Source organism: Pseudomonas sp. R-28-1W-6, from assembly GCF_009799925.1.
In the GTDB taxonomy this organism is placed as follows: Bacteria; Pseudomonadota; Gammaproteobacteria; order Pseudomonadales; family Pseudomonadaceae; genus Aquipseudomonas.
This window is the reverse complement of the sequence record NZ_WELK01000003.1, coordinates 202,544-225,816: the sequence shown is the minus strand read 5'-3', so window position 1 is coordinate 225,816 and position 23,273 is coordinate 202,544. Positions and strand designations below refer to the sequence as shown.

At 68.4% G+C, this 23,273-nt stretch carries 26 protein-coding genes; 9 read left to right on the top strand and 17 right to left on the bottom strand.

Annotation, left to right across the window (positions count from 1 at the left end):
* Nucleotides 1-77 precede the first annotated feature (77 nt).
* Nucleotides 78-1,145 carry an endonuclease/exonuclease/phosphatase family protein gene (locus F3I62_RS08720; RefSeq protein WP_178122505.1) on the bottom strand — a complete coding sequence of 356 codons (1,068 nt, stop codon included), beginning with the start codon at nt 1,143-1,145 and terminating at the stop codon, nt 78-80.
* A 92-nt stretch (nt 1,146-1,237) separates the two neighbouring features.
* On the opposite strand from F3I62_RS08720, the gene F3I62_RS08715 reads away from it, so the two are divergent.
* The gene (locus F3I62_RS08715; protein ID WP_160489259.1) at nt 1,238-1,477 is read left to right on the top strand and encodes a CDGSH iron-sulfur domain-containing protein; all 240 of its coding nucleotides are present in this window, start codon (nt 1,238-1,240) and stop codon (nt 1,475-1,477) included.
* A gap of 68 nt (nt 1,478-1,545) precedes the next feature.
* On the top strand, nt 1,546-2,385 hold the full coding sequence (locus tag F3I62_RS08710) for an SDR family oxidoreductase (protein ID WP_160489257.1): 840 nt from the start codon (nt 1,546-1,548) through the stop codon (nt 2,383-2,385).
* 112 nt (nt 2,386-2,497) lie between these two features.
* Here F3I62_RS08710 and F3I62_RS08705 read toward each other — a convergent pair whose 3' ends face one another.
* Together F3I62_RS08705 and F3I62_RS08700 are read right to left on the bottom strand one after the other, a co-directional pair.
* Nucleotides 2,498-2,932 (bottom strand): VOC family protein, encoded by a 435-nt coding sequence (locus F3I62_RS08705; protein ID WP_160489255.1) that lies wholly within the window; start codon nt 2,930-2,932, stop codon nt 2,498-2,500.
* 35 nt (nt 2,933-2,967) lie between these two features.
* Nucleotides 2,968-3,642: a YciC family protein gene (locus tag F3I62_RS08700; protein ID WP_160489253.1), complete on the bottom strand. Its 675-nt coding sequence runs from the start codon at nt 3,640-3,642 to the stop codon at nt 2,968-2,970.
* A gap of 89 nt (nt 3,643-3,731) precedes the next feature.
* Here F3I62_RS08700 and F3I62_RS08695 point away from each other — a divergent pair, with 89 nt between their 5' ends.
* The 3 genes from F3I62_RS08695 (at nt 3,732) to F3I62_RS08685 (ending at nt 6,253) form a co-directional block, all read left to right on the top strand.
* Entirely contained in the window at nt 3,732-4,241 is a 510-nt protein-coding gene (locus F3I62_RS08695; protein ID WP_178122502.1) for an NYN domain-containing protein, read from the top strand.
* 9 nt (nt 4,242-4,250) lie between these two features.
* Complete coding sequence (locus F3I62_RS08690) at nt 4,251-4,850, top strand: PolC-type DNA polymerase III (protein WP_160489250.1); 600 nt, start codon at nt 4,251-4,253, stop codon at nt 4,848-4,850.
* 80 nt (nt 4,851-4,930) lie between these two features.
* The gene (locus F3I62_RS08685) at nt 4,931-6,253 is read left to right on the top strand and encodes a DEAD/DEAH box helicase (RefSeq protein ID WP_160489249.1); all 1,323 of its coding nucleotides are present in this window, start codon (nt 4,931-4,933) and stop codon (nt 6,251-6,253) included.
* 96 nt (nt 6,254-6,349) lie between these two features.
* Here F3I62_RS08685 and F3I62_RS08680 read toward each other — a convergent pair whose 3' ends face one another.
* The 4 genes from F3I62_RS08680 to F3I62_RS08665 form a co-directional block, all read right to left on the bottom strand.
* On the bottom strand, nt 6,350-6,793 hold the full coding sequence (locus F3I62_RS08680; protein ID WP_160489247.1) for a PAS domain-containing protein: 444 nt from the start codon (nt 6,791-6,793) through the stop codon (nt 6,350-6,352).
* 2 nt (nt 6,794-6,795) lie between these two features.
* Nucleotides 6,796-7,794: a response regulator gene (locus F3I62_RS08675; protein WP_160489246.1), complete on the bottom strand. Its 999-nt coding sequence runs from the start codon at nt 7,792-7,794 to the stop codon at nt 6,796-6,798.
* A gap of 65 nt (nt 7,795-7,859) precedes the next feature.
* Nucleotides 7,860-9,587 carry a diguanylate cyclase domain-containing protein gene (locus F3I62_RS08670; RefSeq protein ID WP_160489244.1) on the bottom strand — a complete coding sequence of 576 codons (1,728 nt, stop codon included), beginning with the start codon at nt 9,585-9,587 and terminating at the stop codon, nt 7,860-7,862.
* Nucleotides 9,584-10,624, bottom strand: a complete 1,041-nt coding sequence (locus tag F3I62_RS08665) for an extracellular solute-binding protein (RefSeq protein ID WP_160489243.1) — start codon at nt 10,622-10,624, stop codon at nt 9,584-9,586. The genes F3I62_RS08670 and F3I62_RS08665 overlap by 4 nt, the downstream gene beginning before the upstream one ends.
* Nucleotides 10,625-10,790: 166 nt before the next feature.
* On the opposite strand from F3I62_RS08665, the gene F3I62_RS08660 reads away from it, so the two are divergent.
* Nucleotides 10,791-11,645, top strand: coding sequence for a mechanosensitive ion channel family protein (locus F3I62_RS08660; RefSeq protein ID WP_160489242.1), 855 nt, complete (start codon nt 10,791-10,793; stop codon nt 11,643-11,645).
* A 21-nt stretch (nt 11,646-11,666) separates the two neighbouring features.
* Here F3I62_RS08660 and F3I62_RS08655 read toward each other — a convergent pair whose 3' ends face one another.
* The 7 genes from F3I62_RS08655 to fabR all read right to left on the bottom strand — a co-directional run bounded on the left by F3I62_RS08655 (nt 11,667) and on the right by fabR (nt 16,606).
* On the bottom strand, nt 11,667-12,434 hold the full coding sequence (locus F3I62_RS08655; RefSeq protein WP_160489241.1) for a tetratricopeptide repeat protein: 768 nt from the start codon (nt 12,432-12,434) through the stop codon (nt 11,667-11,669).
* 79 nt (nt 12,435-12,513) lie between these two features.
* On the bottom strand, nt 12,514-13,101 hold the full coding sequence (locus tag F3I62_RS08650; RefSeq protein WP_160489240.1) for a TIGR00730 family Rossman fold protein: 588 nt from the start codon (nt 13,099-13,101) through the stop codon (nt 12,514-12,516).
* 240 nt (nt 13,102-13,341) lie between these two features.
* A complete protein-coding gene (locus F3I62_RS08645; RefSeq protein ID WP_160489239.1) occupies nt 13,342-13,914 on the bottom strand; it encodes a HupE/UreJ family protein in 573 nt (190 codons plus the stop codon).
* A 20-nt stretch (nt 13,915-13,934) separates the two neighbouring features.
* The gene (ureG, locus tag F3I62_RS08640; RefSeq protein WP_160489238.1) at nt 13,935-14,549 is read right to left on the bottom strand and encodes an urease accessory protein UreG; all 615 of its coding nucleotides are present in this window, start codon (nt 14,547-14,549) and stop codon (nt 13,935-13,937) included.
* A gap of 13 nt (nt 14,550-14,562) precedes the next feature.
* On the bottom strand, nt 14,563-15,237 hold the full coding sequence (locus F3I62_RS08635) for an urease accessory protein UreF (protein WP_160489237.1): 675 nt from the start codon (nt 15,235-15,237) through the stop codon (nt 14,563-14,565).
* Between the two features lie 66 nt (nt 15,238-15,303).
* Nucleotides 15,304-15,804: an urease accessory protein UreE gene (ureE, locus tag F3I62_RS08630; RefSeq protein WP_160489236.1), complete on the bottom strand. Its 501-nt coding sequence runs from the start codon at nt 15,802-15,804 to the stop codon at nt 15,304-15,306.
* Nucleotides 15,805-15,958: 154 nt separating this feature from the next.
* The gene (gene fabR / locus F3I62_RS08625) at nt 15,959-16,606 is read right to left on the bottom strand and encodes an HTH-type transcriptional repressor FabR (RefSeq protein ID WP_160489235.1); all 648 of its coding nucleotides are present in this window, start codon (nt 16,604-16,606) and stop codon (nt 15,959-15,961) included.
* Between the two features lie 150 nt (nt 16,607-16,756).
* Here fabR and F3I62_RS08620 point away from each other — a divergent pair, with 150 nt between their 5' ends.
* Both F3I62_RS08620 and F3I62_RS08615 read left to right on the top strand, forming a co-directional pair.
* Nucleotides 16,757-17,845: a ferredoxin reductase gene (locus tag F3I62_RS08620; protein WP_160489233.1), complete on the top strand. Its 1,089-nt coding sequence runs from the start codon at nt 16,757-16,759 to the stop codon at nt 17,843-17,845.
* A gap of 38 nt (nt 17,846-17,883) precedes the next feature.
* Nucleotides 17,884-18,966, top strand: a complete 1,083-nt coding sequence (locus F3I62_RS08615) for a fatty acid desaturase (protein WP_160489231.1) — start codon at nt 17,884-17,886, stop codon at nt 18,964-18,966.
* Here F3I62_RS08615 and F3I62_RS08610 read toward each other — a convergent pair.
* The 3 genes from F3I62_RS08610 to F3I62_RS08600 all read right to left on the bottom strand — a co-directional run bounded on the left by F3I62_RS08610 (nt 18,963) and on the right by F3I62_RS08600 (nt 21,077).
* On the bottom strand, nt 18,963-19,280 hold the full coding sequence (locus tag F3I62_RS08610; RefSeq protein WP_160489229.1) for a hypothetical protein: 318 nt from the start codon (nt 19,278-19,280) through the stop codon (nt 18,963-18,965). The genes F3I62_RS08615 and F3I62_RS08610 overlap by 4 nt on opposite strands.
* Before the next feature lie 174 nt (nt 19,281-19,454).
* Complete coding sequence (locus tag F3I62_RS08605; RefSeq protein ID WP_160489228.1) at nt 19,455-19,985, bottom strand: hypothetical protein; 531 nt, start codon at nt 19,983-19,985, stop codon at nt 19,455-19,457.
* A gap of 150 nt (nt 19,986-20,135) precedes the next feature.
* The gene (locus F3I62_RS08600) at nt 20,136-21,077 is read right to left on the bottom strand and encodes a YbhN family protein (RefSeq protein WP_160489226.1); all 942 of its coding nucleotides are present in this window, start codon (nt 21,075-21,077) and stop codon (nt 20,136-20,138) included.
* Between the two features lie 603 nt (nt 21,078-21,680).
* Between F3I62_RS08600 and F3I62_RS08595 the strand changes: the two genes are divergently transcribed.
* A complete protein-coding gene (locus F3I62_RS08595; protein ID WP_160489225.1) occupies nt 21,681-23,120 on the top strand; it encodes a sodium:solute symporter family protein in 1,440 nt (479 codons plus the stop codon).
* Nucleotides 23,121-23,273 lie beyond the last annotated feature (153 nt).

Below are 23,273 nucleotides of genomic sequence, written 5' to 3'. Positions count from 1 at the left end.
TTGTTGTTATTGCGAATGACGATTCAGCCTGAGCATGGAGGCCGGCGCGGGCTTTGTCCAGTCGTCGGGGTGACCGGTCAGTCGAGCGGCAGCAGCAGGCGGGCGCTGAGCGGGCGATGGTCGGAAATGCCCAGGGTATCGGCATCCCGCACCCGCGCGTCGAGGCGCACCAGGCGCGGGCTGTGCAGCAGGTAGTCGACCGTGCGATCGGCCGCGGGCAGCTCGGGGTCGTTGGGGTGCTGGGTGTACCAGGCCGGTTGCGTGGCTTCCTGGGTGGTGGGGATGCTCGGGTAGCGCGCCAGCAGCGGGGCCAGCTCGCTGGGTTGCTGGAAATGCCGGCGCTGCCGGGGAGCCAGGCGCTGGTACTGGCCGGGCGGCAGCAGGTTCAGGTCGCCGCCGAGCAGCCAGGGCGTGCGCTGGCTTTCCAGCTGGTCGAGCAGGCTGCCGGTCATCGCCACCTGGCGGGCGGCATCGTCGCCGCTGGCGCTGGGTTCGGCCAGCTGGGTGTTGATCAGCGCCAGCTCCTGGCCGTTGGCCAGCGGCAGGTAGCTGGCGAGCAAGGCGTGCTGCGGCTGGAACTGGCGGCTCAGCGGGTTGCCGCGCAGGCGCGGCAGCTGCAGGCGCTCGGCACGGGCGATGCGCACGCGGCTGAGGGTGGCCAGCTTCATGCCGACGCTGCCCATGATCTGCGGGTGCGGCACGAATGCCGCCTGCCAGTAGAAGGCCGCGGCGCTGCACGGGTAGAGGTCGTTGAGGCGCTCGCGCAGCAGCTGCAGCTGGTTCTGGTAGTCGCTGGCGCGGGCGCCGTCGTGCAGTTCCTGCAGCAGCACCAGGTCGGGCTGTTCGTCGCGGATCACCCGCGCCACTTCGTCGAGGTTGTAGGCCAGGTCGGTGGCGGTCGGGCGCAGGTCGCGGCCGCCGGCCTGGTCGTGCCAGAACACGTAGCGCTTGCCGGCCAGGTACTGCACGTTCCAGGTCATCACCTTGAGCGCCTGGCCGGGCTGCAGCAGCGGCGTGCTGGCCGGGCAGGCGAGCTGCGCCGGCTCGCGGGCGGCGGGGTGCCAGGTCAGGCTGTAGACCAGCGCCGCGAGGACGGTGGCGCTGCTCAGCAGGCCGAGCAGGAGAAGGCGCAGGGGGCGGGGCAGGGTCATCGGCCGGGCTGGACTATGCTGAAAGTGCCCGAGCATACCCGAGATGCGCCGCCCGGGCATGCCCGCAGCCACCGAGGAGGACGCCAATGGACGAGGTACGGATCGCGCAACGAGGCCCCTACGCGGTGGATGTCTGCGCCGGGCAGGATTACTTCTGGTGTCGCTGCGGGCGTAGCGCCAAGCAGCCGTTCTGTGACGGCTCGCATCAGGGCACCGGCCTGCGGCCGCTGAAGCTGCATGCCGAGCGCAGCGAGACCCTGTTTTTCTGTGGCTGCAAGCACAGCCATACGCCGCCGCTGTGCGACGGTACGCATAACGATCTGTAGCGCATAAGCTGTTGCTGCTCGCCTGTTCGATTGAGCGGCGGCAGCTTGCAGAACCATGGGGGGCTCGTATGTATCGCAAGGTATTCGCCAGCAAGGTTTTCGAACGCAAGGTGGTGCTGATCACCGGCGGCTGTGCCGGCATCGGCCGTGCCCTGGCCATGCGCCTGGCCCAGGCCGGCGCGCGCCTGGTGATCCTCGATCTGCAGCAGGCGGAGCTCGACAGCCTGTTGCAGCACCTGCGCGACAACCTCAATTGCGAGGCCATCGGCCTGTGCTGCGACGTGGCCGATGCGGCGGCGGTGGCGCAGGCGGTGGCCCAGGCCTGCGAGCGCTTCGGCGGCATCGATGTGCTGATCAACAATGCCGGCATCACCCACCGCAGCACCTTCGCCGAGACCGAGCTGGCGGTGCTCCAGCGGGTCATGGCGGTCAACTACTTCGGCGCCGTGCACTGCACCAAGGCCGCGTTGCCCAGCCTGGTGGCGCGGCGCGGGCAGATCATCGTGCTCAGCTCGCTGTCCGGCTTCGCCCCGCTGCTTTACCGCAGCGCCTACAACGCCAGCAAGCATGCCCTGCACGGCCTGTTCGAGACCCTGCGCGCCGAGCTCAAGGGTTCGGGGGTGAATGTGATGCTGGTCTGTCCCGGCTTTACCGCCACCGACCTGCGCAAGAACGCCCTGGTCGGCGACGGCTCGATGGCCCAGCAACCGCCGCTGGCGATCGGCAAGGTGGCCTCCGCCCAGGATGTCGCCGAGTCCATCTACCGCGGCGCCCTGCGCCGCCGGCGCCTGCTGGTGCTGTCCAACGTCAACTGGCGGGCGCGCCTGCTGGCGCGTTTCTTCCCGCGCCTGTTCGAGCGGGTGCTGCTGCCGCGCCTGTCCGGCTTGAAGCCGGGTTCCAGCCGCTAAGGCGGGGCACCTTGGCCAGTCCAGCCTCGCGTAGGGTGCGCCGTGCGCATCAACAGGCCCGCACATTGCCCCGCTGCGCACGGCGCACCCTGCGGCTAGCCTGAAGCCGGTGTCAGTGGTTGTGCGGCTCGATGTACAGCTCGTAGACCTGCTCCATGTCCCAGTAGGCCGCCTCGATCTTGTGTCCGTCGAGGTCACGCACGAAGCAGCCGTAGTAGGGCTCACCATAGTCCGGGCGTGGACCGGGCGGGCCGTCGGGGCTGGCGCCGGCCTCCAGGGCGGCGGCGTAGAAGGCCTGCACGGAGGCCTTGTCCGGGGCGACGAAACCGAAGTGGCTGCCGTTGCCGACGCTGGCCGGCTGGCCGTCGATCGGCGTCTGCACCCAGAACTCCGGGTACTCGCGGCCCCAGGCCACCGCGCCGGGATGGGCCAGGATGCGCTTGCAGCCCAGCGTCGGCAGGACCTGGTCGTAGAAGGCCACGGCCTGCTCGAAGCGGTTGGTGCCAATGGACACGTGCGACAGGATGCTCGGGTTGCTGGCGGACATGCGTGTTCCTCCCTGGATAAACAGTTCTGGCTAGCCTAGCTGCTCTGGCTTTCCTCTGCCGGCTGCGGCGTGCAGAGCATGAAGCAGCGGAACAGCACCACCGTGGAGAACAGCTGGAGGAAGCCGTTGAGGATGTCCAGCAGCAGGCTGCCGACCGCATCCGGCTGTTCGCCGAGCAGCTGCAGGGTCCAGTCGTCGAGCAGCCACAGCGGCACGATCACCAGCAGCACGCAGGCCAGCAGCGACCAGAAGTGGCCGATGGTCAGCATGAAGCTCTCGCGCATGGCCTGCAGCGGCGTGAGCCCGCGCAGCACCAGCAGGTATTCGGCGAAGGCCAGCTTGACCATCACCCACAGCGCCGGCAGCACGAAGGCGCTGGCGGCCAGCATGATCAGTAGGGTACTCAGCCCGGCCAGCACGGCGAAGCTCGGCCACAGCAGCGCGCTGGCCGCCAGCAGGTTGCGCAGGCTCGGCCGGCGGCCCTGGCTGCGCGCGTCGAGGAACAGGATCAACGCGGCGCTGTACAGCGGGTAGATCACCAGGCCGACCAGCAGCTCGTAGGTGGGCGAGTGCGCGGCCGGCACCAGGCCGCTGACCACGGCGCGCAGCAGGCACTCCACGGCGATCAGCGGCAGGCACAGCGGCGCGATGCTGTGCAGGTTGCGGCTGAAGAAGATGAATGAATCGCGCAGGACGCTGAGTGGGTTCATGGCGGATTTCGCGGCAGTACTTCAACTTTTACTTTAGCCGATGACCGGGGCCGGCGAACATGACGCGCATCGCTACTGGCTGACGCATAATGGCCGCCGCCTTTCCTGCAGGTCCCCTCGTGAAGAAAATCGCTCTGTTCGCCGATGTGCAGAACCTCTACTACACCGTGCGCCAGGCCCATGGCTGCCACTTCAACTATGCCGCCCTGTGGGCCGAGGTCAGCGCCGGCGGGCAGATCGTCGAAGCCTACGCCTACGCCATCGACCGCGGCGACGCCAAGCAGCGCCAGTTCCAGCAGATCCTGCGTAACCTGGGGTTCCAGGTACGCCTGAAACCCTTTATCCAGCGCAGCGACGGCTCGGCCAAGGGCGACTGGGACGTGGGCATCTGCATCGACGTGCTGGACGCCGCGCCGCGGGTCGACGAAGTGGTGCTGGCTTCCGGCGACGGCGACTTCGACCTGTTGCTGGACAAACTGCGCAGCGCCCACGGGGTGAGCAGCTGCGTGTATGGCGTGCCCGGGCTGACCGCCAACTCGCTGATCCGCGCCGCCGACCGCTATGTGCCGGTTGAGGGCGCGCTGCTCTTGAAGAACTGAGGATGCTGGATGCTTGACCGTATCGCCGTAATCGACTTTGAAACCACCGGCATGTCGCCGGCACAGAATGCCCGGCCGACCGAGATCGGCGTGGCGATCATCGAGGGTGGCCGGATCGTCGAGCGCTACCAGAGCCTGATGAATGCCGGGGCCTGGATTCCGCCGTTCATCGAGCAGCTCACCGGCATCAGCAATGCCATGGTGCGCAGCGCGCCGCCGGTGGCCCAGGTGATGGGCGAGGTGGCCGATTTCGTCGGGGCCACGCCGCTGCTGGCGCACAACGCCGCCTTCGACGCGAAGTTCTGGGATGCCGAGCTGGCCCTGCTGCGCCGCCGGCGCAGCCAGGAGTTCGCCTGCTCGCTGCTGCTGGCCCGGCGCCTGCTGCCGGAGGCGCCCAGCCACAAGCTGGGCAACCTCAATCGCTGGGCCAGCCTGCCGGACACCGGCCAGGCCCACCGCGCGCTGGCCGATGCGGAGATGGCGGCCAACCTGACCCTGCTGCTGGCCCGGCGCCTGCGCGAGCATGGCGTGGCCGAAGTCAGCCATGCCTACCTGTGCGGCCTGCAGAAGCTCTCGGCGGCCAAGGTGCGCGCCCTGCTCAAGGCGTAGCCCGCTAGCCATTAGCTGGGCCCTGAGCGTGCGCAGCAGGTAAACTTGCGCCCTGTTCCTCCTCTTGCCGGTTACCTGCCATGACTTTCGCCGCCCTCGGCCTGATCGACCCCCTGCTGCGCGCCCTCGACAGCCTCGCCTACCGCACCCCGACGCCGGTGCAGAAGGAGGCGATCCCCGCCGTGCTCAGGGGCCGCGACCTGCTCGCCGCGGCGCAGACCGGCACCGGCAAGACCGCCGGGTTCGCCCTGCCGCTGCTGCAAAAACTGACCATGGAAGGCGGCCAGGTGGCGAGCAACTCGGTGCGTGCCCTGGTGCTGGTGCCGACCCGCGAGCTGGCCGAACAGGTGCACCAGAGCATCCTGCAGTACGGGCAGAACCTGCCGCTGCGTACCTACGCGGTGTACGGCGGGGTCAGCATCAACCCGCAGATGATGAAGCTACGCAAGGGCATCGACCTGCTGGTGGCCACCCCCGGCCGGCTGCTCGACCTGTACCGGCAGAACGCGGTGAAGTTCAACCAGCTGCAGGTGCTGGTGCTGGACGAAGCCGACCGCATGCTCGACCTGGGTTTCGCCCGCGAGCTGGACGAAGTGTTCTGCGCCCTGCCGAAGAAGCGTCAGACCCTGCTGTTCTCCGCGACCTTCTCCGAAGCCATCCGCAGCATGGCCAAGGAGCTGCTGCACGACCCGCTGAGCGTCGAGGTCAGCCCGCGCAATGCCGCGGCGCAGAGCGTCAAGCAGTGGCTGGTGACGGTGGACAAGAAGCGCAAGAGCGAACTGTTCCTGCACCTCTACCGCAGCCAGCGCTGGGACCAGGTGCTGGTGTTCGTGAAGACGCGCAAGGGCGTCGACGAGCTGGAGAAACTGCTGCTGGCCGAGGGCATCGCCGCCGACTCGATCCATGGCGACAAGCCGCAGCCGTCGCGCCTGCGCGCCCTGCAGCGCTTCAAGGACGGCGAGGTGCGGGTGCTGGCGGCCACCGATGTGGCGGCGCGCGGTCTGGATATCGACGACCTACCGCTGGTGGTCAATTTCGACCTGCCGATCGTCGCCGAGGACTACGTGCACCGCATCGGCCGCACCGGTCGTGCCGGCGCCAGCGGCCAGGCGGTGTCGCTGGTGTGCGCCGACGAGGTGCAGTTGCTGTCGGCCATCGAGGTGCTGATCCGCCAGACCCTGCGCCGGGTCGACGAGCCGGGCTTCGAGCCGGATCACCGGGTGCCGCAGACCGACGCCAGCGGCCAGGTGCTGAAGAAGCCGAAAAAGCCGAAGAAGCCCAAGGTGGTCGGCGGCAAGGCCGGCCTGGGCAAGTGGCTGGAAAGCGAGGAACCGGCCGCCCCCGTGGTCAGAGCGGTGCGCAAGGCGCCGAGCTTCGGCGGCAAGCCGAAGAAGAAGCCCTGAGCGACCTGCCCGCGTAGGGTGCGCCCTGCGCACCGGGGCCCTTGCGTGGTCGTTGGTGCGCGCGGCGCACCCTACAAAGCGGCCGTGGCGCCGTGCTTACGTGGCTGGGTGGCCGAGCTTGTGCATGGCCGCATCGGTCATGTCGTAGAGCATCACGCAGACATGCTCGATCTCGCCCAGCGCAGCGGCCAGCGGCAGGATGGTGACGTTCTGGTACATGAAGTCGGCCTGCCCGGTGATTGGCTGGTAGCTCTTGAAGTGCAGCAGGTAGGGGCGCTGTTCCCACAGGCTGAAGGCGCGGGTGCCCAGTTGCACCACGGTTTCCACCTTGCGCCGCAGCCAGGGTTCGTCGATTTCGCCGAACAGCTCGAACAGGCAACGCCCCTGCACCGTGTCGGCACCCAGGCCGGAGTGGTTCTCCATGAAGCTGTTCCACACCTCGATGCGGTAGCTGCGGTCGAGCACTATGACCCCGACATCCAGGCACTGCACGATGTCGAGCAGCCAATGCACTTCTTTGATATCGATCTGCGCCGGCATGGCTACTCCATCAGGTAGTGGATTTTCTGGGTCAGGCGCGGCAGCGAGTCTTCGGTGAACAGCAGCAGCAGGTCGAAGTGCACCGCGTGGCCTTCCAGGCCGTAGCTGATCTCCACTGCCAGGGTCTGCTTCCAGCGCCGCTGGTTGAGGCTGATCAGTTGCTCGATGGAGGCGTGCTGGCCGAGCAGCTGCGGGTGGCCCTGGGAGAAGCGCACGTCGATCTGTTCGGCGATCCCGGACAGGCAGGCGCCGATGAGGATGCTCGCCAGGTCGAGGAGCATCTCCGAGGTATCCCGCTCGCCCTGCGGCTGCCAGTCGAGCAGGCGGGCGATGTCGGCGGTTTCCGAGTCGTGGAACAGCAGCAGCGCCTCGCCGGCGATGGCGTCGCCGATGAAACCCTGGCACACCGCGCTCAGGCGTTCGCCGCGCTGGGCGTCGAGCAGGGCCATGTGCAGTTCGCTGACCTCGAAGATGTTGACGTTGGGGATCGGCAGGCGCACGAACACCTTCAGCACCCGCGCCAGCAGGGCGGCGGCGCGGCCCATGGCGACGTTGCTGACCTCGCGCAGGGCGTCGCGGAAGTTGACCCGGAGCGCCGGTTCGGCCCGCGGCGGCGCCGTTTCGGGGAGCGCCGGCGGGTGGAACAGGCCCAGGCGGATCAGGGTGGCGCGCAGTTCCTCGGTGGCCACCGGCTTCCTGATGAAACCCAGCGCGCCCAGCTCCTGCACGCGGCGCAAGGCCTCTGCCTGGACATCGCCGGAAACCACCACGACCCGGCTGTGCAGGCCTTCGGCGCGCAGCCGGGCGAGCACCTGGTAGCCGTCCAGCACCGGCATGGTCAGGTCGAGCAGCACCACCTGGCCGAGGCCCTGGCGAATCGCGGCCAGGGCCTCTTCGCCCTGGGTGGCCTGGCTGATGCGCACCGGCCACTCGGGCGGCAGGGCCCGGATCAGCTGCTTGCGCGCCATGGCGGAGTCGTCACAGACCAGGAGTGGAATCACCGAAACACCACACTGCAGAGGTTGGTTGGGCATAGGCCCAGCATAGCCGCTGGGCAGGGGCGAGGTCAGTTCGGCGTGTCGCCGAGGTTGAACGAGTAGGTGTTGCGCCCGGCGTTCTTCGCCGCATACATGGCGCGGTCGGCCTGCTGCACCAGGGCCTCGATGTCGTCGCCGTCGCGCGGGAACAGGCTGACGCCCATGCTCGCCTGGACCCGCACCTCGTGGCCGTCGATCAGCATGGGCAGCTGGAAGCGGTCGTGCAGTTTTTCCAGGATGGCGACGATCTGCTGGGGATCTTCGACCGCCTCGAAGAGGATGACGAACTCGTCGCCGCCCAGGCGCGCCACCGTGTCGCTCTCGCGGGTGGCCGAGCGCAGCAGGTTGGCCACCGCCTGCAGCACGTGGTCGCCGAGGCTGTGGCCGAGGCTGTCGTTGAGCTGCTTGAAGTGGTCGAGGTCGACGAACAGCACGGCCAGCTGCTTGCCACTGCGCCGCGAGGTGGCCAGGGCGTGCTCGAGGCGTTCGAAGAACACCCGGCGGTTGGGCAGGCCGGTCAGCGGGTCGTGCCGGGCCAGGTGTTCGAGGGCGCTGCGGCTGCGGGTCAGCTCGTCGAGGTGGCTGAGGATCTCCTCCTGCATCTGGCGGAAGCTGTGCGCCAGCTGGCCCAGTTCGTCCTGGCGGCGCGGCAGCTCGCTGATCCGCCGTTCCCGGGAGAACCGCTGCACGGCCTGGTTCATCAGCTTCAGCGGGCTGGTCATGGCGCGCGAGGCGAATACGGCGACCAGCAGGGCTAGCAGGCTGAACAGCAGGACCACCTGGGCGATGCGCTGCCCCAGACCGCTGGCCTCGGCCAGGACATGGCTCTGCGGCAGGCCGAGGCCGAGGATGACGAAGCGCTCGGCGCTCTGCGGGTTGACCGAGAGGCGCACGAAGGCCGCTACCAGCGGCTCGCGCTGCGCCCGTTCGGCGCTGCGGGTGACCAGTTTGTCGCGGCCGTTGTCGGCCAGCAGCGGGGCGACTTCGGGGAACTCGTCCTGGATGAACCAGCGCCGGCCCTGGTCGAAGCCGAAGGTGCGGTTGTGCTGCGGGTGGATCAGCAGATCGCCCCAGCGATTGCTCAGGTACACCCGGTACTGCTCGGGCAGGTCGCCTTGCAGCTGGGCGAACAGCTCGGCGAGGTCGACGTTGATCACGATCAGGGCGACCACCTTGCCGGCGCTGTCGGCCACCGGCGTGGAGACGTGCAGGGTCGGCCGGTCCTGGCTGGAGTGCGCGCCCTGCTCGTGGTTGATCACGATGGGCGACAGGCGCACCTCGCCGGGCTGCAGGCGCAGGGTGTCGAACACATAGGCGTAGTGGCCCTTCTCCTGCAGCTGGCTGCCGTCGATCTGCAGCAGGCGCTCGCCGTCGCGGTCCACCCGCACCTGCTCGAGGCCGTGGTCGGCGGCGCTGATCAGGCGGATCTGCACGTACTCGGGGTGCACCTTGAGCTGCGAGCGGAACAGCTCGCCGAGGTCGCCTGCCACGTGTTCCCGTTCGATCTGGCTGGCGCCGGCCGGCAGGTCACGCACCCGGGCGACGCTGGCCAGCAGCAGGGCGTCGCGGGAAACCCCCTCGATGCTGCTGCGCAGGTTGCGCCCGAGCACCTGGGCGGCCGTCAGCAGGTCGCGTTCGGCGGCCTTGAGCAGCAGGCCGCGGCTGTTGTGGTAGGAGTAGTAGCCGGTCAGGCCGGAGACCAGGATGCCGAACAGGGCCAGCAGGGCGCCCAGCTTGAAGGCGATGCCGAACTTCATGGCGCCTCCTGCAGCGGCGGCCGTTCGCCGGACAGGATGCGCTGCCACAGCGCGGCGCGGCGGGCGTCGTCCTCGACCGGGCGCAGCCAGATCAGTTGCCCAGGCTTGTCGGTGCCGCTCGGCTCTTCCAGGGTGTTGGACAGCCCCTGGCGCTCGGTCAGGGCGCGGCTGACGTGGGCTTCCAGGGTGAAGTTGATCCAGGCCTCGGCCAGCGCCACGTCGCGCACGCCGCGGCTGATCGCCCAGCAGTCGAGCCAGGCCAGGGCGCCTTCGCGCGGGATCACGTAGCCGACATCGGCGCCGGCATCGCGCAGCTGCTTGAGTTGCTGGCGCCCGTAGTTGGCGAAGAGCAGGGCCACCCGATGCTCGCGGAACAGGCTGGCGGCCTCCTCCGGCAGGGCATAGAAGGTCAGCACGTTGCGCCGCAGGGCGATCAGTTGCTCGGTGACCAGGGGAAAGTCCTCGGCGGCGATGTTGAACGGGTCGCGGCCGCGGGCCTGGCTGGCCAGGGAAAAGTTGTGGCTGCTGGCGTTGAAGGCCAGCACGCGGCCCCGGTAGCGCGGGTCCCACAGGCTGGTGATGGAGGTGGGCGGCTCGGCGAACTGCTGGCGGTCGTAGATCAGGCCCATGTCCGAGTAGGTGTAGGGGATCGCGTAGACCTTGCCGGCGGCCATGATGCCGGGAATCTTCGGGTAGTCGCGAAAGCGCCAGAGCTGGCGGGTGGTGTTGGCGATGCGCGCCGGCTGCAGCGGTTGCAGCAGGTGGCGGCCGATGTAGTACTCGATTTCCGCGGTGTTGGCGGCGATCAGGTCGTAGTTGCCGCCCTGGTTCTCCGCCAGCTTGCTGCGCAGCTTGTCGTCGCTGCCGACCAGGGTCACCTCGACCTGCACATCGTGCAGGGCCTCGAACTCGGCCACCAGGTCCGGGTCGGCATAGCCGGGCCAGGCGAGCAGGCGCAACGTCTGGCTGCCGGCGTGAGCCAGGGCGGGGGCCAGAGCGGTGAGCAGGGCGAACAGCAGCGGGCGCAGGTACGTCATGGACGAGGCCAAGAGCAAGGGAGCTGCTGCAGTGTATACGATGGCAATCTGCCTTGCCGAGCCGTCTGCGCTGCCCCTTTTCGGTGCTTTGGCGGGGCCTGGCGGGTAATTCTGGCGGGGCGTGCTAGCGTTTTCCGGGTCAGTCACTTTCTACAGGAATGCCGCCATGGAAGATAACGCCCTGCTCAGCGCCGGAACCGCCAAGGCCAATCAACTGCTCGACCTGGTCGCCCAGTATGGCGCGGCGTTCGGCGTGAAGATTCTCGCGGCCATCGCCTTCTGGGTGATCGGCCGCTGGCTGATCGGCTTTGCCGTCGGCCTGGTGCAGAAGGCCCTGGGCAAGCAGTCGGTCGACCCGACCGTGCTGCGCTACCTGGGCTCCTTCATCACCGTGACCCTCAACATCATTCTGGTGATCGGCATCCTCGGCTATTTCGGCGTGCAGACCACCACCTTCGCCGCGCTGATCGCTGCGGTCGGCCTGGCCATCGGCATGGCCTGGTCGGGGCTGCTGGCCAACCTGGCCGCCGGCGGCTTCATCATCGTCCTGCGCCCGTTCAAGGTCGGCGATTTCATCTCGGCTGGCGGGGTCACCGGCACGGTGACCGAGATCGGCCTGTTCGCCACGGCGATCAACACCCCGGACAACGTGCTGACCCTGGTCGGCAACAACAAGATCTTCAGCGACAACATCCAGAACTATTCGCACAACGCCTTCCGCCGGGTCGACCTGCAGGCCCAGCTGTCCGGCGCGGCGGACTGGAAGGCGGCGGTGGCCCTGCTCAAGCAGCGCATCGCCGCCATCGACAACGTGCTGGCCACGCCCGCGGTGGATGTGGAAATCCTCGAGTTCAACCTGGTCGGCCCGGTGCTGGCGGTACGCCCCTACTGCCATAACGACCACTACTGGCAGGTCTATTTCGACAGCAACAAGGTGCTCAAGGATGCCCTGGGCGAGGCCGGCTTCCCGGCGCCGATGCCGGCGCAGGTGGTGATCATGCAGCAGGCGCCGAACGCCTGACGGGCCCTCGCTGGCGGCGGGTCAGGCCTGCTGGTCGAGCGGCCTGCGCAGCTCCTGCAGTTCGCTGCGCGCCTGCGCCAGGCAGGCCTGGTGCAGGTTGCGGTAGTGCCTGGGCGCGCGGCGGGCGTAGCCGTCGATCTGTTCCAGCAACTCGCGCGCCTCGCGGCTGCGCCCCAGCTGCTTGAGCAGCAGGGCGTAATGCAGGGGTGCCTCGGGGCCGGCGAAGTAGCCGAGCAGGGCGCGGTATTCCTCTTGCGCCTTGAGCACCTCGCCCTGCTGCGCCAGGGCCTGGGCATACAGCAGGTGGCCGTCGGCGCTGCGGAAGTCGGGGTTGTGTTCGCGCAGTTGTTCCAGGCTCAGGCGACAGGCTGCGGCCTCGCCGTGGGCGAACTGGGCGCGGGCCAGGCCGAGGAGGATGTCCGGGGCATGGGCGTGGATGCCGCGCAGGGCCGCGCGGTAGTGCTCGACGGCCTCTGCGGCCTGGCCCAGGCGCAGCAGCTCGTCGGCGAGCAGTACGCGGGTTTCGCGGGTGTCGCTGATCGCCAGGTCGTTACGCAGGGCGCGCAGGTGGCGCTCGGGGTCGAGGCGATCGTGCAGCCGATTCACCGCGCGGCGGCCGCGGCGGCTGCGCAGCAGGTCCGGGAGCATGATGCCGAGGGCATAGATCAGGCAGCCGAGGCCGGGCAGGGCGATGATCAGGTAGATCCAGTAGCGCTCCTGGCCGCTGCGCACCACGTGCAGACCGCAGAATACCTGGCAGGCGATGAGTAACAGGGCGAGCAGGGGCATGGCTTCGGCATCCGTGCTGAGAGGGCCTTCTATGTATCATGCGCCCGCCGGGCTGTCAGGCGCAGGTCTGTGACCGGCTTCAGGTTGGCGTGCTGGCGGCCCACTTCGGCGCCACGTCCGGCTGCCAGGCGGCCAGGCGGTCCAGCAGCTCGCCGGCCGCCTCGCTGCGTTGCAGCATGCCGCGGTGCGGGGCGCGGACGAAGCCTTCGGCCACCAGGTGATCGAGGAAACCGCTGAGCTGCCGGTAGAAGGCGTTGACGTCGAGCAGGCCGAGCGGCTTGCCGTGGTAGCCGAGCTGGCCCCAGGTCCATACCTCGAACAGTTCCTCCAGGGTGCCGAGGCCGCCGGGCAGGGCGATGAAGGCGTCGGCCAGTTCGGCCATGCGCGCCTTGCGGGCATGCATGCCGTCGACCACTTCCAGGCGGGTCAGGCCCTTGTGGCCAATTTCCGAGCGCTCCAGGCTCTGCGGGATGATGCCGATGACCTGGCCGCCGGCCGCCAGGGCCGCGTCCGCCACCACGCCCATCAGGCCCACGGCTCCGCCGCCATAGACCAGGGTCAGGCCACGCTCGGCGAGGGTGCGGCCGAGGGTGACGGCGGCTTCACGGTAGAGCGGGTTGCTGCCGGTGCTGGCACCGCAGAACACGCAGACGGACTTGAGGCTCATGCAAGGCTCCTGTGGGCGAAATGGCGCACAGGGTAGACCTTGGCAGGGCCACGGTTCAAATCAGCGCGTGTTCGTCCGGGCAGTTGCCGCTGGCTCCGGCGGCGTAGGCGGCGAACAGGTGGTGCAGCAGGCTGCTGAGCGACATGGGTGGATCTCCTGGGGGCTACAGTTGCAGCCTAGTCGCTCCCGGCGCAGGTGATCGGTTGATTGTCTCGATCGTGGCGATAGCGCCGGCTTCCATCAACCAGCCAGCAGCCAGACCCCGGCGCCGGCCGTGGCGGCGCCCGCCAGGCGCACCAGCGGTGCCGCCGCCTGCGGCAGGTAGCGCACCAGGGCATAGCCGCCGGCGTGCAGGGCACCGGTGGCGGCGACGAAGCCGGCGGCGTAGGTCCAGGGGCTGGCCAGTGCCGGCAGCTCCAGGCCGTGGGCCACGCCGTGGCTCAGGGCGAACAGGCCGGTGAGGCCGAGCGCCATGGCCCGCGGCAGGCGCGCGGCCACGGCCACCAGCAGGCCGAAGGCCAGCACCGAGCCGGCGATGCCGGTTTCCAGCAGCGGCAGCCGCAGGCCGGCGAAACCGAGCAGGCCGCCCAGCAGCATGCTGGCGACGAAGGCCAGCGGCAGCACCCAGCGCGTGGCGCCCCGTTGCTGGGCGGCCCACAGGCCGACGGCGAGCATCGCCAGCAGGTGATCGAGGCCGAGCAGCGGGTGGCTCAGGCCGGCCAGCAGGCCGGCCTGGTCGTGGCCGGGATGGGCGAAGGCCACGGCCGGGGTGAGGAACAGGGCGAGGGCATACAGGCTTTTACGCAGGTTCATGGCGGGCTCCTTGCGGTGGTTCAGGCGGCAGTCAGCATGCCGTGGCGTTCGATGAAGGCGATGATCTGGTCGAGCCCCTGGCCGACCTTCTGGTTGCTGAACACGAAGGGCTTGTCGCCGCGCATCTTGCGCGCGTCGCGGTCCATCACCTCCAGGGAGGCGCCGACCATCGGCGCCAGGTCGACCTTGTTGATCACCAGCAGGTCGGACTTGCAGATGCCCGGGCCGCCCTTGCGCGGCAGCTTGTCGCCGGCGGAGACGTCGATCACGTAAAGGGTCAGGTCCGACAGCTCGGGGCTGAAGGTGGCCGAGAGGTTGTCGCCGCCCGATTCGACGATGATCAGGTCGAGGCCGGGGAAGCGCCGGTTGAGCTGGTCGACCGCCTCCAGGTTGATCGAGGCGTCCTCGCGGATCGCCGTGTGCGGGCAGCCGCCGGTTTCCACGCCGATGATCCGCTCCGGCGCCAGGGCCTGGTTGCGCACCAGGAACTGGGCGTCTTCCTGGGTGTAGATGTCGTTGGTGACCACGGCGATGTTGTAGCGCTCGCGCAGGGCCAGGCACAGGGCCAGGGTCAGGGCGGTCTTGCCGGAACCGACCGGGCCGCCGATGCCGACGCGCAGGGGTTGGCTGTTCATGGATGCTTCCTTATCAAGAGCGGAATAGACGGCTGTACTGGCGCTCGTGCGCCATGCTCGCCAGGGCCAGGCCGAAGGCGGCGCTGCCCCAGTGGGCGGGTTCGAGTGCGCTGGCCTGGCGCTGTGCCTGCTCCAGCCGGGGCAGCAGGTGCGAGGTCAGGCGCTGGGCGGCTTGCTGGCCGAGCGGCAGGGTCTTCATCAGCACCGCCAGCTGGTTTTCCAGCCAGCCCCACAGCCAGGCGGCGAGGGCATCCTGCGGCTCGATCTGCCAGGCGCGGGCGGCCAGGGCCCAGGCGGGTGCCAGGCCGATTTCGCCTGGTCCGGCGAGGAAATCGCGGGCGGCCTGATCCAGTTCCGGCAGGCCGTCGAGCAGTTGTTTGAGCGAGTAGCCCATCTGCCGGCTTTCCAGGGCCAGCTCGCGGGTTTCGCGGCTGGCGTGGTGTTGCTCGGCCAGCTCGGCCAGGGCCTGCCAGTCGCCGCTGGCGGCGGCCGTGCAATGGGCCAGCAGCAGCGGTGCCTCGAAGCGCGCCAGGTTGAGCAGCAACTGATCGGCAATCCAGCGCGCGGCGCTGTCCTGGCTGTCGACCAGGCCCTGCTCGACGGCCAGCTCCAGGCCTTGCGAGTAGCTGTAGCCACCGATCGGCAGCTGCGGGCTGGCCAGTCTGAGGAGCGCCCAGGCGTTATTCATGGGCGGTAACCGGCAGGCCATGCGGCTGTTGCGCGCTGGCCAGGCGGAGCGGCGCCCAGGCCTGGTTCATGGGCGCACGCCGAACTGGTGCAGGCGCGGCGCGTAATTGAAGTCGGCGTCGCCCGCGTGCGAGTGGTGATGGCCGCCGCCGTAGGCGCCATGCTCCGGCTGGAACGCCGCCTCGAGGGGGCAGGTGCTGGCACCGAGCTGGTCGAGCATGGCCTTGAGCACATAGTCGTCGAGCAGGCGCAGCCAGCCGTCGCCCAGCTGCAGGGCGACATGGCGGTTGCCCAGGTGGTAGGCGGCGCGGGTCAGTTCGAAGGCGTTGGCGCAGGTGACGTGCAGCAGCGCCTCCGGACGCGCGCAGACCCGCACGATGCGCCCGTCCGCGGCGCGCAGGCAGTCGCCATCGCGCAGCGGCGGCTGGCCGCGCTCGAGGAACAGGCCGACGTCTTCACCGGCTGCACTGAAGCAGCGCAGGCGGCTCTTGCTGCGGGCATCGAAGGTCAGGTGCAGCTCTTCGTCCCAATGCGGCTGGGGTTCGAGGCGGTGGTGAATCACCAGCATGGCGGGCTTCCGGCCTGAGAGTGTGCTGGTGCTAGAGCAAGGGGCTTGCCAAGAACGGACGGGCCCCGCGGTTGGCGGCGGCATGCCTGATTACGGGGGCTGGCGCCGCCTTGCTTTGGTGCCTGGTCGGGCGGTGCGCTGCTTTTTGGTGCGCCTAGCTCTCGGCGCGGTCCAGGCCCAGGCCCAGGCCTTGCCAGTGCTTGGCGCCGATGAAGATGAAGCGCAGCTGCTGAACCATCTTGGCTTCCGGGGTGAGGTGGGCCGGCAGAGAGGCGGCCGGCGGGTCGATCAGTTCCGGCAGGGTGGCGAAGACCGTCTTCACCACCAGGTCGGACACCACGTCGATCGCGGCATCGTCCAGGTGCGGCATGCGGCTCATCAGCTTGAGGTCGGCCGCCAGGTCGTCGGTGATCTGCTGGCGCAGCCGGCCGATGGCCTGGCGCACTGGCTGCGAGCCGCCGTACTGCTCGCGGGCGAGAAACAGGAACTGGTTGCGGTTGGCGCTGATGGCGTCGAGGAAGATCCGCGTGCTGGCCTCGATGATGCCGCCCAGCTCGAACTCGTTGCGTCGTACTTCGCGCAAGGTGTCGCGGAAGGTGGCATCGACCTCGTCGACCAGCGCCAGGCCCAGTTCGTCCATGTCGTGGAAGTGCCGGTAGAAGCCGGTCGGCACGATGCCGGCGGCCCGGCTGACCTCGCGCAGGCTCAGGCTGTCGAAGCCGCGGTTGCTGTCCATCAGGCAGCGCGCGGCATCCATCAGGGCATGTCGGGTCTGCTGTTTCTGTGCGGCGCGTGGCGACATGGGGACTCGGTGTTTCGCTATGGGGCGGGTTTGCGCCGCACTCTAACAAATGCGCTTCGCAGGCGTCGAACCGCCATTTCAGTGAACGAGTGTTGACTGACAAATGGTGCTTCTGCCATTGTTGTGTACAAGTGTTCACTGGAGTCCGCCATGACCCTGATCCCGCTGAGCTGGTCGCGTGTCCTGAGTCCTCTGCTGCAGCCGCTGCGCTGGCTGGCGGCGCGCCGCTGGCTGCGCGAGTCCGAGGTGGATGCCGTGCTGGCCTGGCTGCAGCCGGCCTGGCGCCTGAACCGGGTGTTCGCCCGGGTCGAGGGGCGCGAGTGGGTGGCCGAGGACATGCTGGCGCTGCGCCTGCGCTGCAACGCCAACGCCCGCGGCTGGCGCGCCGGCCAGCATGTGCAGCTGTACCTGGCGCTGGACGGCTTGCGCCATAGCCGCAGCTACAGCCTGACCCGGGTCGGCGCGGCTGGCGGCATCGAACTGGCGATCCGCCGCCAGCCGGGCGGGCGCCTGTCCAATCGCCTGCTCGATCATCTGGCCGTCGGCGGCGTGCTGGAGCTGGGCCAGGCCCAGGGCGAGCTGCACTGGCCACAGGACTCCGCCGGGGTGGCGCTGCTGGCCGCCGGCAGCGGCATCACGCCGCTGCTCGGCCTGCTGCGCGAGGCCCTGGCCAAGGGCTTTGCCGCGCCCGTGAGCCTGCTGCACTACGTGCGCGAACAGGGTCAGCGGCCTTTTGTCGAGGAACTGCAGCAACTGATGACGCGCCATCCGAACCTCAGCGTGCGCTGGGCGCTGACCGGCCAGCCGGCGGCGGATGAGCCACTGCGCGGGCGTTTTACCGGCGAGCACCTGCAGGGGCTGGCGCCGCACCATGTGCTGGCCTGCGGGCCGGCCGGCTTCGTCGCGACGGTCGCCGAGCACTGGCATGGCCCGCTGCAGGTGGAGGCCTTTACCGCGCCCGAGCGCCCTGTCGAGCCGGGGGCGACGGTGCGCCTGGGCTTCGTCCGCACCCGCCGGCAGGTCACCGGCGACAGCGCGCGCAGCCTGCTGGAACAGGCCGAAGCCGCCGGCCTGCGCCCGGCCCACGGCTGTCGCCAGGGCATCTGCGCCAGCTGCACCTGCACCCTGCTCGGCGGCGCGGTGCGCGATTTGCGCAACGGCGCGCTGTTCGCCGAACCGGGCCAGCCGATCCGCCTGTGCATCAGCGCGCCGGCCGGCGATGTGGACATCGATCTGTAATTTCCGCCTGCCGTGGCGGCAGGCAAACCGAGGTGACTATGCGTGACGATCGCCAACTGAGCAGTGCGGAACTGGATGCCTTCGGCGCCGAACTGGATGCCCTGCGCAGTCGCACTCTGGCCGACCTGGGGGCGGCGGATGCGCGTTATATCCGCCGGGTGCGCGGTGCGGTGCGGCTGTGCTGCTGGAGCGGGCGGGCGCTGCTGATGCTCGGCTGGTTCCCGCCGACCTGGCTGCTCGGCACGCTGTTGCTGGGGCTGGGCAAGATCCTCGAGAACATGGAGCTGGGCCACAACGTCATCCATGGCCAGTACGACTGGATGAACGACCCGGAGTTTTCCGGGCGCCGCTACGAGTGGGACATCGCCGGCCCGGCCGACTTCTGGCGGCACACCCACAACCACGTGCACCACACCTGGACCAATGTGCTGGGCATGGACGACGACGTCGGCTATGGCGTGGTGAGGCTGTTCCCCGAGCAGCGCTGGAAGCCCTTCTACCGCTGGCAGCCGCTGTGGGTGACCCTGCAGGCGCTGCTGTTCCAGTACTCGATTGCCATCCAGCACCTGCGCCTGGACCAGGTCTACAAGGGCAAGCTGAGTAAGGACGAGCTGCGTCCGCTGCTGCGCCAGTTCACTGCCAAGCTGCTGCGCCAGTGGGGCAAGGACTACCTGTGCTTCCCGCTGCTGGCCCTGCTGCTGGGCGCCAACGCCCTGGCCGTGCTGGCCGGCAATGGGCTGGCCAACCTGTTGCGCAACCTGTGGACCTTCGCGGTGATCTTCTGCGGCCACTTCACCGAGCAGGCGGCGGTGTTCAGCAAGGACTCGGTAGTGGGCGAGAGCCGCGGCCACTGGTACCTGCGCCAGTTGCGCGGGTCGAGCAACCTGAGCGGCGGCCAGCTGTTCCACATCCTCACCGGCAACCTCAGCCACCAGATCGAGCACCATCTGTTTCCCGACCTGCCGGCGCGGCGCTATGCGGCGCTGGCGGTGGAAGTGCGCGAGATCGCCGCGCGCTACGGCCAGGTCTACAACTGCGGCGGCTTCGGCGCGCAGCTGGCCACGGTGCTGCGGCGCATCTGGCAGTACCGCCTGCCGAATGCGGCCGTCGCCGCGGCCTAGCGCTGGAAGGCGCAGGTCAGGTAGTGGTTGCTCAAACCCTGGCGCAGCATCGAACCGCGGTGGGCGAACAGGTACAGCGGGCGGCGCCGGTAATGGTGCAGCACGGCGTTGCCGACGCCCTGCGAACGATGCCGCCGGGCCTGGTCCGGGCGCCGGGAAAACAGCCCCGTGAACTGCCACCACCGCACCTGCTCGACGTGCGCCCGTGGCCGCAGGCCGTTCCGGCGGAACAGGGCGTAGAACGAGCGGCGGCTGAAGTCGTGCAGGCGGCGCGGGTCGGGATCCTTGGGGTAGATCCGTCCGATGGTGGGCATGGCTGCCCTGGGCGGGACTCTAAGGCAGTCGGCTGTGGCGCGCCCAGTCGGGGCAAATGGCGGACATGAAAAAGCCGGTGAATGCGGGGCAGTCACCGGCTCGTTGGGTTGTGCTGCTTCACGGGCGGACCTTACGGCTGGCGGCTATCGATCAGCTGGCGAGGCCTGCCGGCTTCAGGCTACACGGAAGGCCCCGGTGCGCTCGGCGCCGTTCTCGGCCACCTCGTCCCGCTGGAGCAGACGCTCGGCACCGCCCTCGGCGACGCGCAAGGCTTGGCTGCGCTCGGCGCCGTTTTCGGCCACCTCGTCCCGCTGGAGCAGGCGCTCGGCACCGCCCTCGGCGACGCGGAAGGACTTGGTACGTTCGGCGCCGTTCTCGGCCACCTCGTCCCGCTGGAGCAGGCGCTCGGCACCACCTTCGGCGACGCGGAAGGATTTGGTGCGTTCAGCGCCGTTCTCGGCGATATCGTCCCGCTGGAGCAGGCGCTCGGCACCGCCTTCGGCGACACGGAAGGCCTTGGTGCGCTCGGCGCCGTCTTCGGCCACGCGCAGGGTCTTGCTGCGCTCGCTGCCGTTCTCGCCGAGGGTTTCGCTGCTGCTGGCCGGCTTGAGTTCGGTCAGCGGCGGCTGGAACTTGCCGGGTAGGGCGAAGGCGCTGGTGGTCAGGCTGGCCAGGATCAGGCTGGCGAGGATGTGCTTTTTCATTTTGGGCTCCTTGTGGGGGCGTAAGTGAGTACGGAGCTCATACTACTCACGGAGCTTGAATACAGAAGTTGACCCTTCTGATAGTAACCATCGACGCGCTTGATGCGCTGCGCGAGCCGCTCTGCAACGGGCTCCGCAGGCGCGCTTGGGTTACTTGTGGCGCTTGCGCCGGGTGGTCCACTGGCCCCATTCGAAGCTCATCACCACCAGCAGCGACAGGGCGAAGGGCAGCAGCAGGTAGAAGCCGCGGAACACGATGAGCGCGGCCAGCACGTCGGCCTTGGGCAGTTCCGGCATGGCCGCGAGGAAGGTCACTTCCAGCACGCCGAGGCCGCCCGGGGCGTGGGACAGCAGGGCCAGGGAGAAGGAGGCGAGGAATACGCCGAGCACCACCAGGTAGCCCGGGTTGCTCTCGGCCGGCAGGGCGAAATAGATGATCGCCGCGGCGCAGGCCAGCTCCAGCGGGCCGGCCAGCAGCTGCTTGGCGACCACGCCCAGGCGCGGGTATTCGACGTGCAGCTTGCCCCATTTCCACGGCTGGAAATGGCGCCAGGAACCGAGCACGTAGAGCGCCACCAGCCCCAGCATCAGCGAGCCGATCAGCACCGACAGCCAGGGGCTGACATCGGCGATGCGCTTGATCAGATCGGGCTGGCAGACCAGAACGGCGCCACCGGACAGCAGGGTGCCGAGGGCGAAGGTGAAGGAGCAGAAGAAGATCAGCAGGCCGATTTCATGGGCGCCGAGGCCCTTGCTGCTGTAGGCGCGGTAACGCACCACCGCGCCGGAAAACACCGAGGCGCCGATGTTGTGGGCCAGGGCGTAGGTGGTGAAGGAGCACAGGGTGATGAACCACCAGGAGATCTTCTTGCCCAGGTGGGCGATGGCGATGCGGTCGTACCAGGCCAGGGCGAAATAGGCGCCCAGGGTCGCGCCGGCGGCCATCAACCAGTTGTGCGGGCGAATCGCCAGCAGACTGTCGGAGAGCTCGTCGAGGGAGATGGTCTGGATTTCCTGGTACAGCAGGTAGCAGGAAAACACGACTGCGGCCAAACCGATCAAGGTCCAGATCCAGTCGCTCCTTTTCATCATCGGCGGTGGCTCCTTGAACCTGGGGCGTCATCCTGGGATGGCTGGTGCGGAAAGGGGGGGTGCGGCTGCCAGATGCCCCCATGAACGCGGGCGATCGGCGCGAAGCGCGGTGCAGTATCAGGGAGGCGGGCGCCCGGCTCAAGCAGTTCACATGCGCCGGGCGTAACCAGCTGTTACGACATCAGAGCATATCGCCTGCGCCGGGGCCTTGCCGCAGGTCAGTGAATGCGCGGGGCGGGGCTGCTCGGTAGCAGGCGCTGCCGGCGCGGGTGGCGGCCGTCAGTCGGGGCGACGGCATTCGCCCCGACGCCTGCGCCGGGCTGTCAAAAATATACAACTCCCCGGTTCGGCGCCCTGCCAGCAACTGCAGCAATTACAGTCTGTTACACGGCCTGATCGGATGAGTGGCAGGCCGATGTGCAGACTATTCGTCGTTTTTGTTTGACATATTTTACGTATTTGCCAGACTGCGCGACCGTGATGGGCGCGTGCAGCCTCCCGTCATGAGGGGTAATAACAAAAACCTGTAGTCCGTCGTTCCATCCCGCGCCGCCCTGGTGCGGGCACGCATGCGGCGGGCTGAAGTCTCTGGAACGGGAAAACATGCTGATCTGGTTCGTTGCGCTCTACCTGCTGGTCACCGTGGGGATCGGTTTCTACGCCGCTACCCGGGTACACAACTCCCGCGATTTCGCCGCCGGCGGGCGTAGCATGGGCTTCCCCATCGTCGCCGCCATGGTCTTCGCCACCTGGTTCGGCTCCGAGGCGGTGCTGGGCATTCCCGCCACTTTCATCGAGGAAGGCTTCGCCGGGATCATCGAAGACCCGTTCGGCTCCTTCGGTTGCCTGATGCTGGTCGGCCTGATCATCGCCCGCCCGCTGTACCGGATGAACCTGCTGACCATCGGCGACTACTTCCGCAAGCGTTTCGGGCCGAATGTCGAACTGATCATCAGCCTGGTCATCGTGGTTTCCTACCTGGGCTGGATCGCCGCCCAGCTGACCGCCCTCGGCGTGGTGTTCAACGTCATCTCCGACGGCGCCATCACGACCACCCAGGGCATGTTCCTCGGCACCTTCATCGTGCTGCTGTACACCCTGTTCGGCGGCATGTGGTCGGTGGCGCTGACCGACTTCTTCCAGATGATCATCATCGTCGTCGGCCTGGTCTACCTGACCTGGCTGATCGGTGACATGGCCGGCGGCGCCGACAAGGTGATCGCCCATGCGGCCAGCGAGGGCAAGTTCACCTTCATCCACGGTTTCGAGGCCAAGGACATCGTCGCCTTCATCGGCGCGGCGCTGACCATGATGCTCGGCTCGATCCCGCAGCAGGACGTGTACGCCCGGGTGATGTCGGCCAAGACCGAGAACATCGCCGCGCGCGCCTCGATGTTCGGTGCCGGCTTCTACCTGTGCTTCTGCATGCTGCCGATCTTCCTGGCCTACGCCGCCTCGATGATCGACCCGGCGATGGTCCAGCGCTGGCTGGCCGAAGACGCGCAGATGATCCTGCCGCACCTGATCCTGGAGAAGACCCCGCTGTTCGCCCAGATCATGTTCTTCGGCGCGCTGCTGTCGGCGATCATGTCCACCGCCTCCGGCACCCTGCTGGCGCCGTCGGTGACCTTCACCGAGAACGTGCTCAAGCGCTTCGTGCCGGTGATGAGCGATCAGCAGTTCCTGCTGGCCATGCGCATCACCATCGTGGTCTGCGCCATCGCCACCCTGACCTTCGCCCTGTACTCGGATGCGAGCATCTACGAGATGGTCGGCAACGCCTACAAGGTGACCCTGGTCGCCGCCGTGGTGCCGCTGTTCGCCGGCCTGTTCTGGAAGCGCGCCACCACCCAGGGCGCGCTGTTCGCCATCGCCTTCGGCCTGACTTCCTGGATCTACCTGGAATACAGCCTGACCGACGAAGCCTTCTGGCCGCCGCAGCTGGCCGGCCTGCTGTTCAGCCTGGCGGGCATGCTGATCGGTACCCTGCTGCCGCAGTGGAGCCGCAACCGTACGCAGACCCTGGTGACCCAGCCCGAATAAGGCTGGTTGCTGGATGACAGACCCCGCCGCTTGGCGGGGTTTGTCGTTTCAGGGCCTGCTCGGCTCCCGTAGGGTGCGCTGTGCGCACCGCAAACCGCGCATTGGCCTCTGGTGCGCACGGCGCACCCTACGCAGGATCTGCCCAAATTCTGG

What these genes read in the sequence shown, in the direction of transcription:
- fabR (WP_160489235.1), bottom strand. Translation starts at nt 16,606, where the DNA reads ATGTCGCCACGCGCCGCACAGAAACAGCAGACCCGACATGCCCTGATG.
- F3I62_RS08635 (WP_160489237.1), bottom strand. Translation starts at nt 15,237, where the DNA reads ATGAATAACGCCTGGGCGCTCCTCAGACTGGCCAGCCCGCAGCTGCCG.
- F3I62_RS08595 (WP_160489225.1), top strand. Translation starts at nt 21,681, where the DNA reads ATGCTGATCTGGTTCGTTGCGCTCTACCTGCTGGTCACCGTGGGGATC.
- F3I62_RS08650 (WP_160489240.1), bottom strand. Translation starts at nt 13,101, where the DNA reads ATGAGCCTCAAGTCCGTCTGCGTGTTCTGCGGTGCCAGCACCGGCAGC.
- F3I62_RS08655 (WP_160489241.1), bottom strand. Translation starts at nt 12,434, where the DNA reads ATGCCCCTGCTCGCCCTGTTACTCATCGCCTGCCAGGTATTCTGCGGT.
- F3I62_RS08605 (WP_160489228.1), bottom strand. Translation starts at nt 19,985, where the DNA reads ATGAAAAAGCACATCCTCGCCAGCCTGATCCTGGCCAGCCTGACCACC.
- F3I62_RS08615 (WP_160489231.1), top strand. Translation starts at nt 17,884, where the DNA reads ATGCGTGACGATCGCCAACTGAGCAGTGCGGAACTGGATGCCTTCGGC.
- F3I62_RS08610 (WP_160489229.1), bottom strand. Translation starts at nt 19,280, where the DNA reads ATGCCCACCATCGGACGGATCTACCCCAAGGATCCCGACCCGCGCCGC.
- ureE (WP_160489236.1), bottom strand. Translation starts at nt 15,804, where the DNA reads ATGCTGGTGATTCACCACCGCCTCGAACCCCAGCCGCATTGGGACGAA.
- F3I62_RS08680 (WP_160489247.1), bottom strand. Translation starts at nt 6,793, where the DNA reads ATGCCGGCGCAGATCGATATCAAAGAAGTGCATTGGCTGCTCGACATC.
- F3I62_RS08700 (WP_160489253.1), bottom strand. Translation starts at nt 3,642, where the DNA reads ATGAACCCACTCAGCGTCCTGCGCGATTCATTCATCTTCTTCAGCCGC.
- F3I62_RS08705 (WP_160489255.1), bottom strand. Translation starts at nt 2,932, where the DNA reads ATGTCCGCCAGCAACCCGAGCATCCTGTCGCACGTGTCCATTGGCACC.
- F3I62_RS08670 (WP_160489244.1), bottom strand. Translation starts at nt 9,587, where the DNA reads ATGAAGTTCGGCATCGCCTTCAAGCTGGGCGCCCTGCTGGCCCTGTTC.
- F3I62_RS08600 (WP_160489226.1), bottom strand. Translation starts at nt 21,077, where the DNA reads ATGATGAAAAGGAGCGACTGGATCTGGACCTTGATCGGTTTGGCCGCA.
- F3I62_RS08690 (WP_160489250.1), top strand. Translation starts at nt 4,251, where the DNA reads ATGCTTGACCGTATCGCCGTAATCGACTTTGAAACCACCGGCATGTCG.
- F3I62_RS08715 (WP_160489259.1), top strand. Translation starts at nt 1,238, where the DNA reads ATGGACGAGGTACGGATCGCGCAACGAGGCCCCTACGCGGTGGATGTC.
- F3I62_RS08685 (WP_160489249.1), top strand. Translation starts at nt 4,931, where the DNA reads ATGACTTTCGCCGCCCTCGGCCTGATCGACCCCCTGCTGCGCGCCCTC.
- ureG (WP_160489238.1), bottom strand. Translation starts at nt 14,549, where the DNA reads ATGAACAGCCAACCCCTGCGCGTCGGCATCGGCGGCCCGGTCGGTTCC.
- F3I62_RS08710 (WP_160489257.1), top strand. Translation starts at nt 1,546, where the DNA reads ATGTATCGCAAGGTATTCGCCAGCAAGGTTTTCGAACGCAAGGTGGTG.
- F3I62_RS08620 (WP_160489233.1), top strand. Translation starts at nt 16,757, where the DNA reads ATGACCCTGATCCCGCTGAGCTGGTCGCGTGTCCTGAGTCCTCTGCTG.
- F3I62_RS08695 (WP_178122502.1), top strand. Translation starts at nt 3,732, where the DNA reads ATGGCCGCCGCCTTTCCTGCAGGTCCCCTCGTGAAGAAAATCGCTCTG.
- F3I62_RS08645 (WP_160489239.1), bottom strand. Translation starts at nt 13,914, where the DNA reads ATGAACCTGCGTAAAAGCCTGTATGCCCTCGCCCTGTTCCTCACCCCG.
- F3I62_RS08660 (WP_160489242.1), top strand. Translation starts at nt 10,791, where the DNA reads ATGGAAGATAACGCCCTGCTCAGCGCCGGAACCGCCAAGGCCAATCAA.
- F3I62_RS08665 (WP_160489243.1), bottom strand. Translation starts at nt 10,624, where the DNA reads ATGACGTACCTGCGCCCGCTGCTGTTCGCCCTGCTCACCGCTCTGGCC.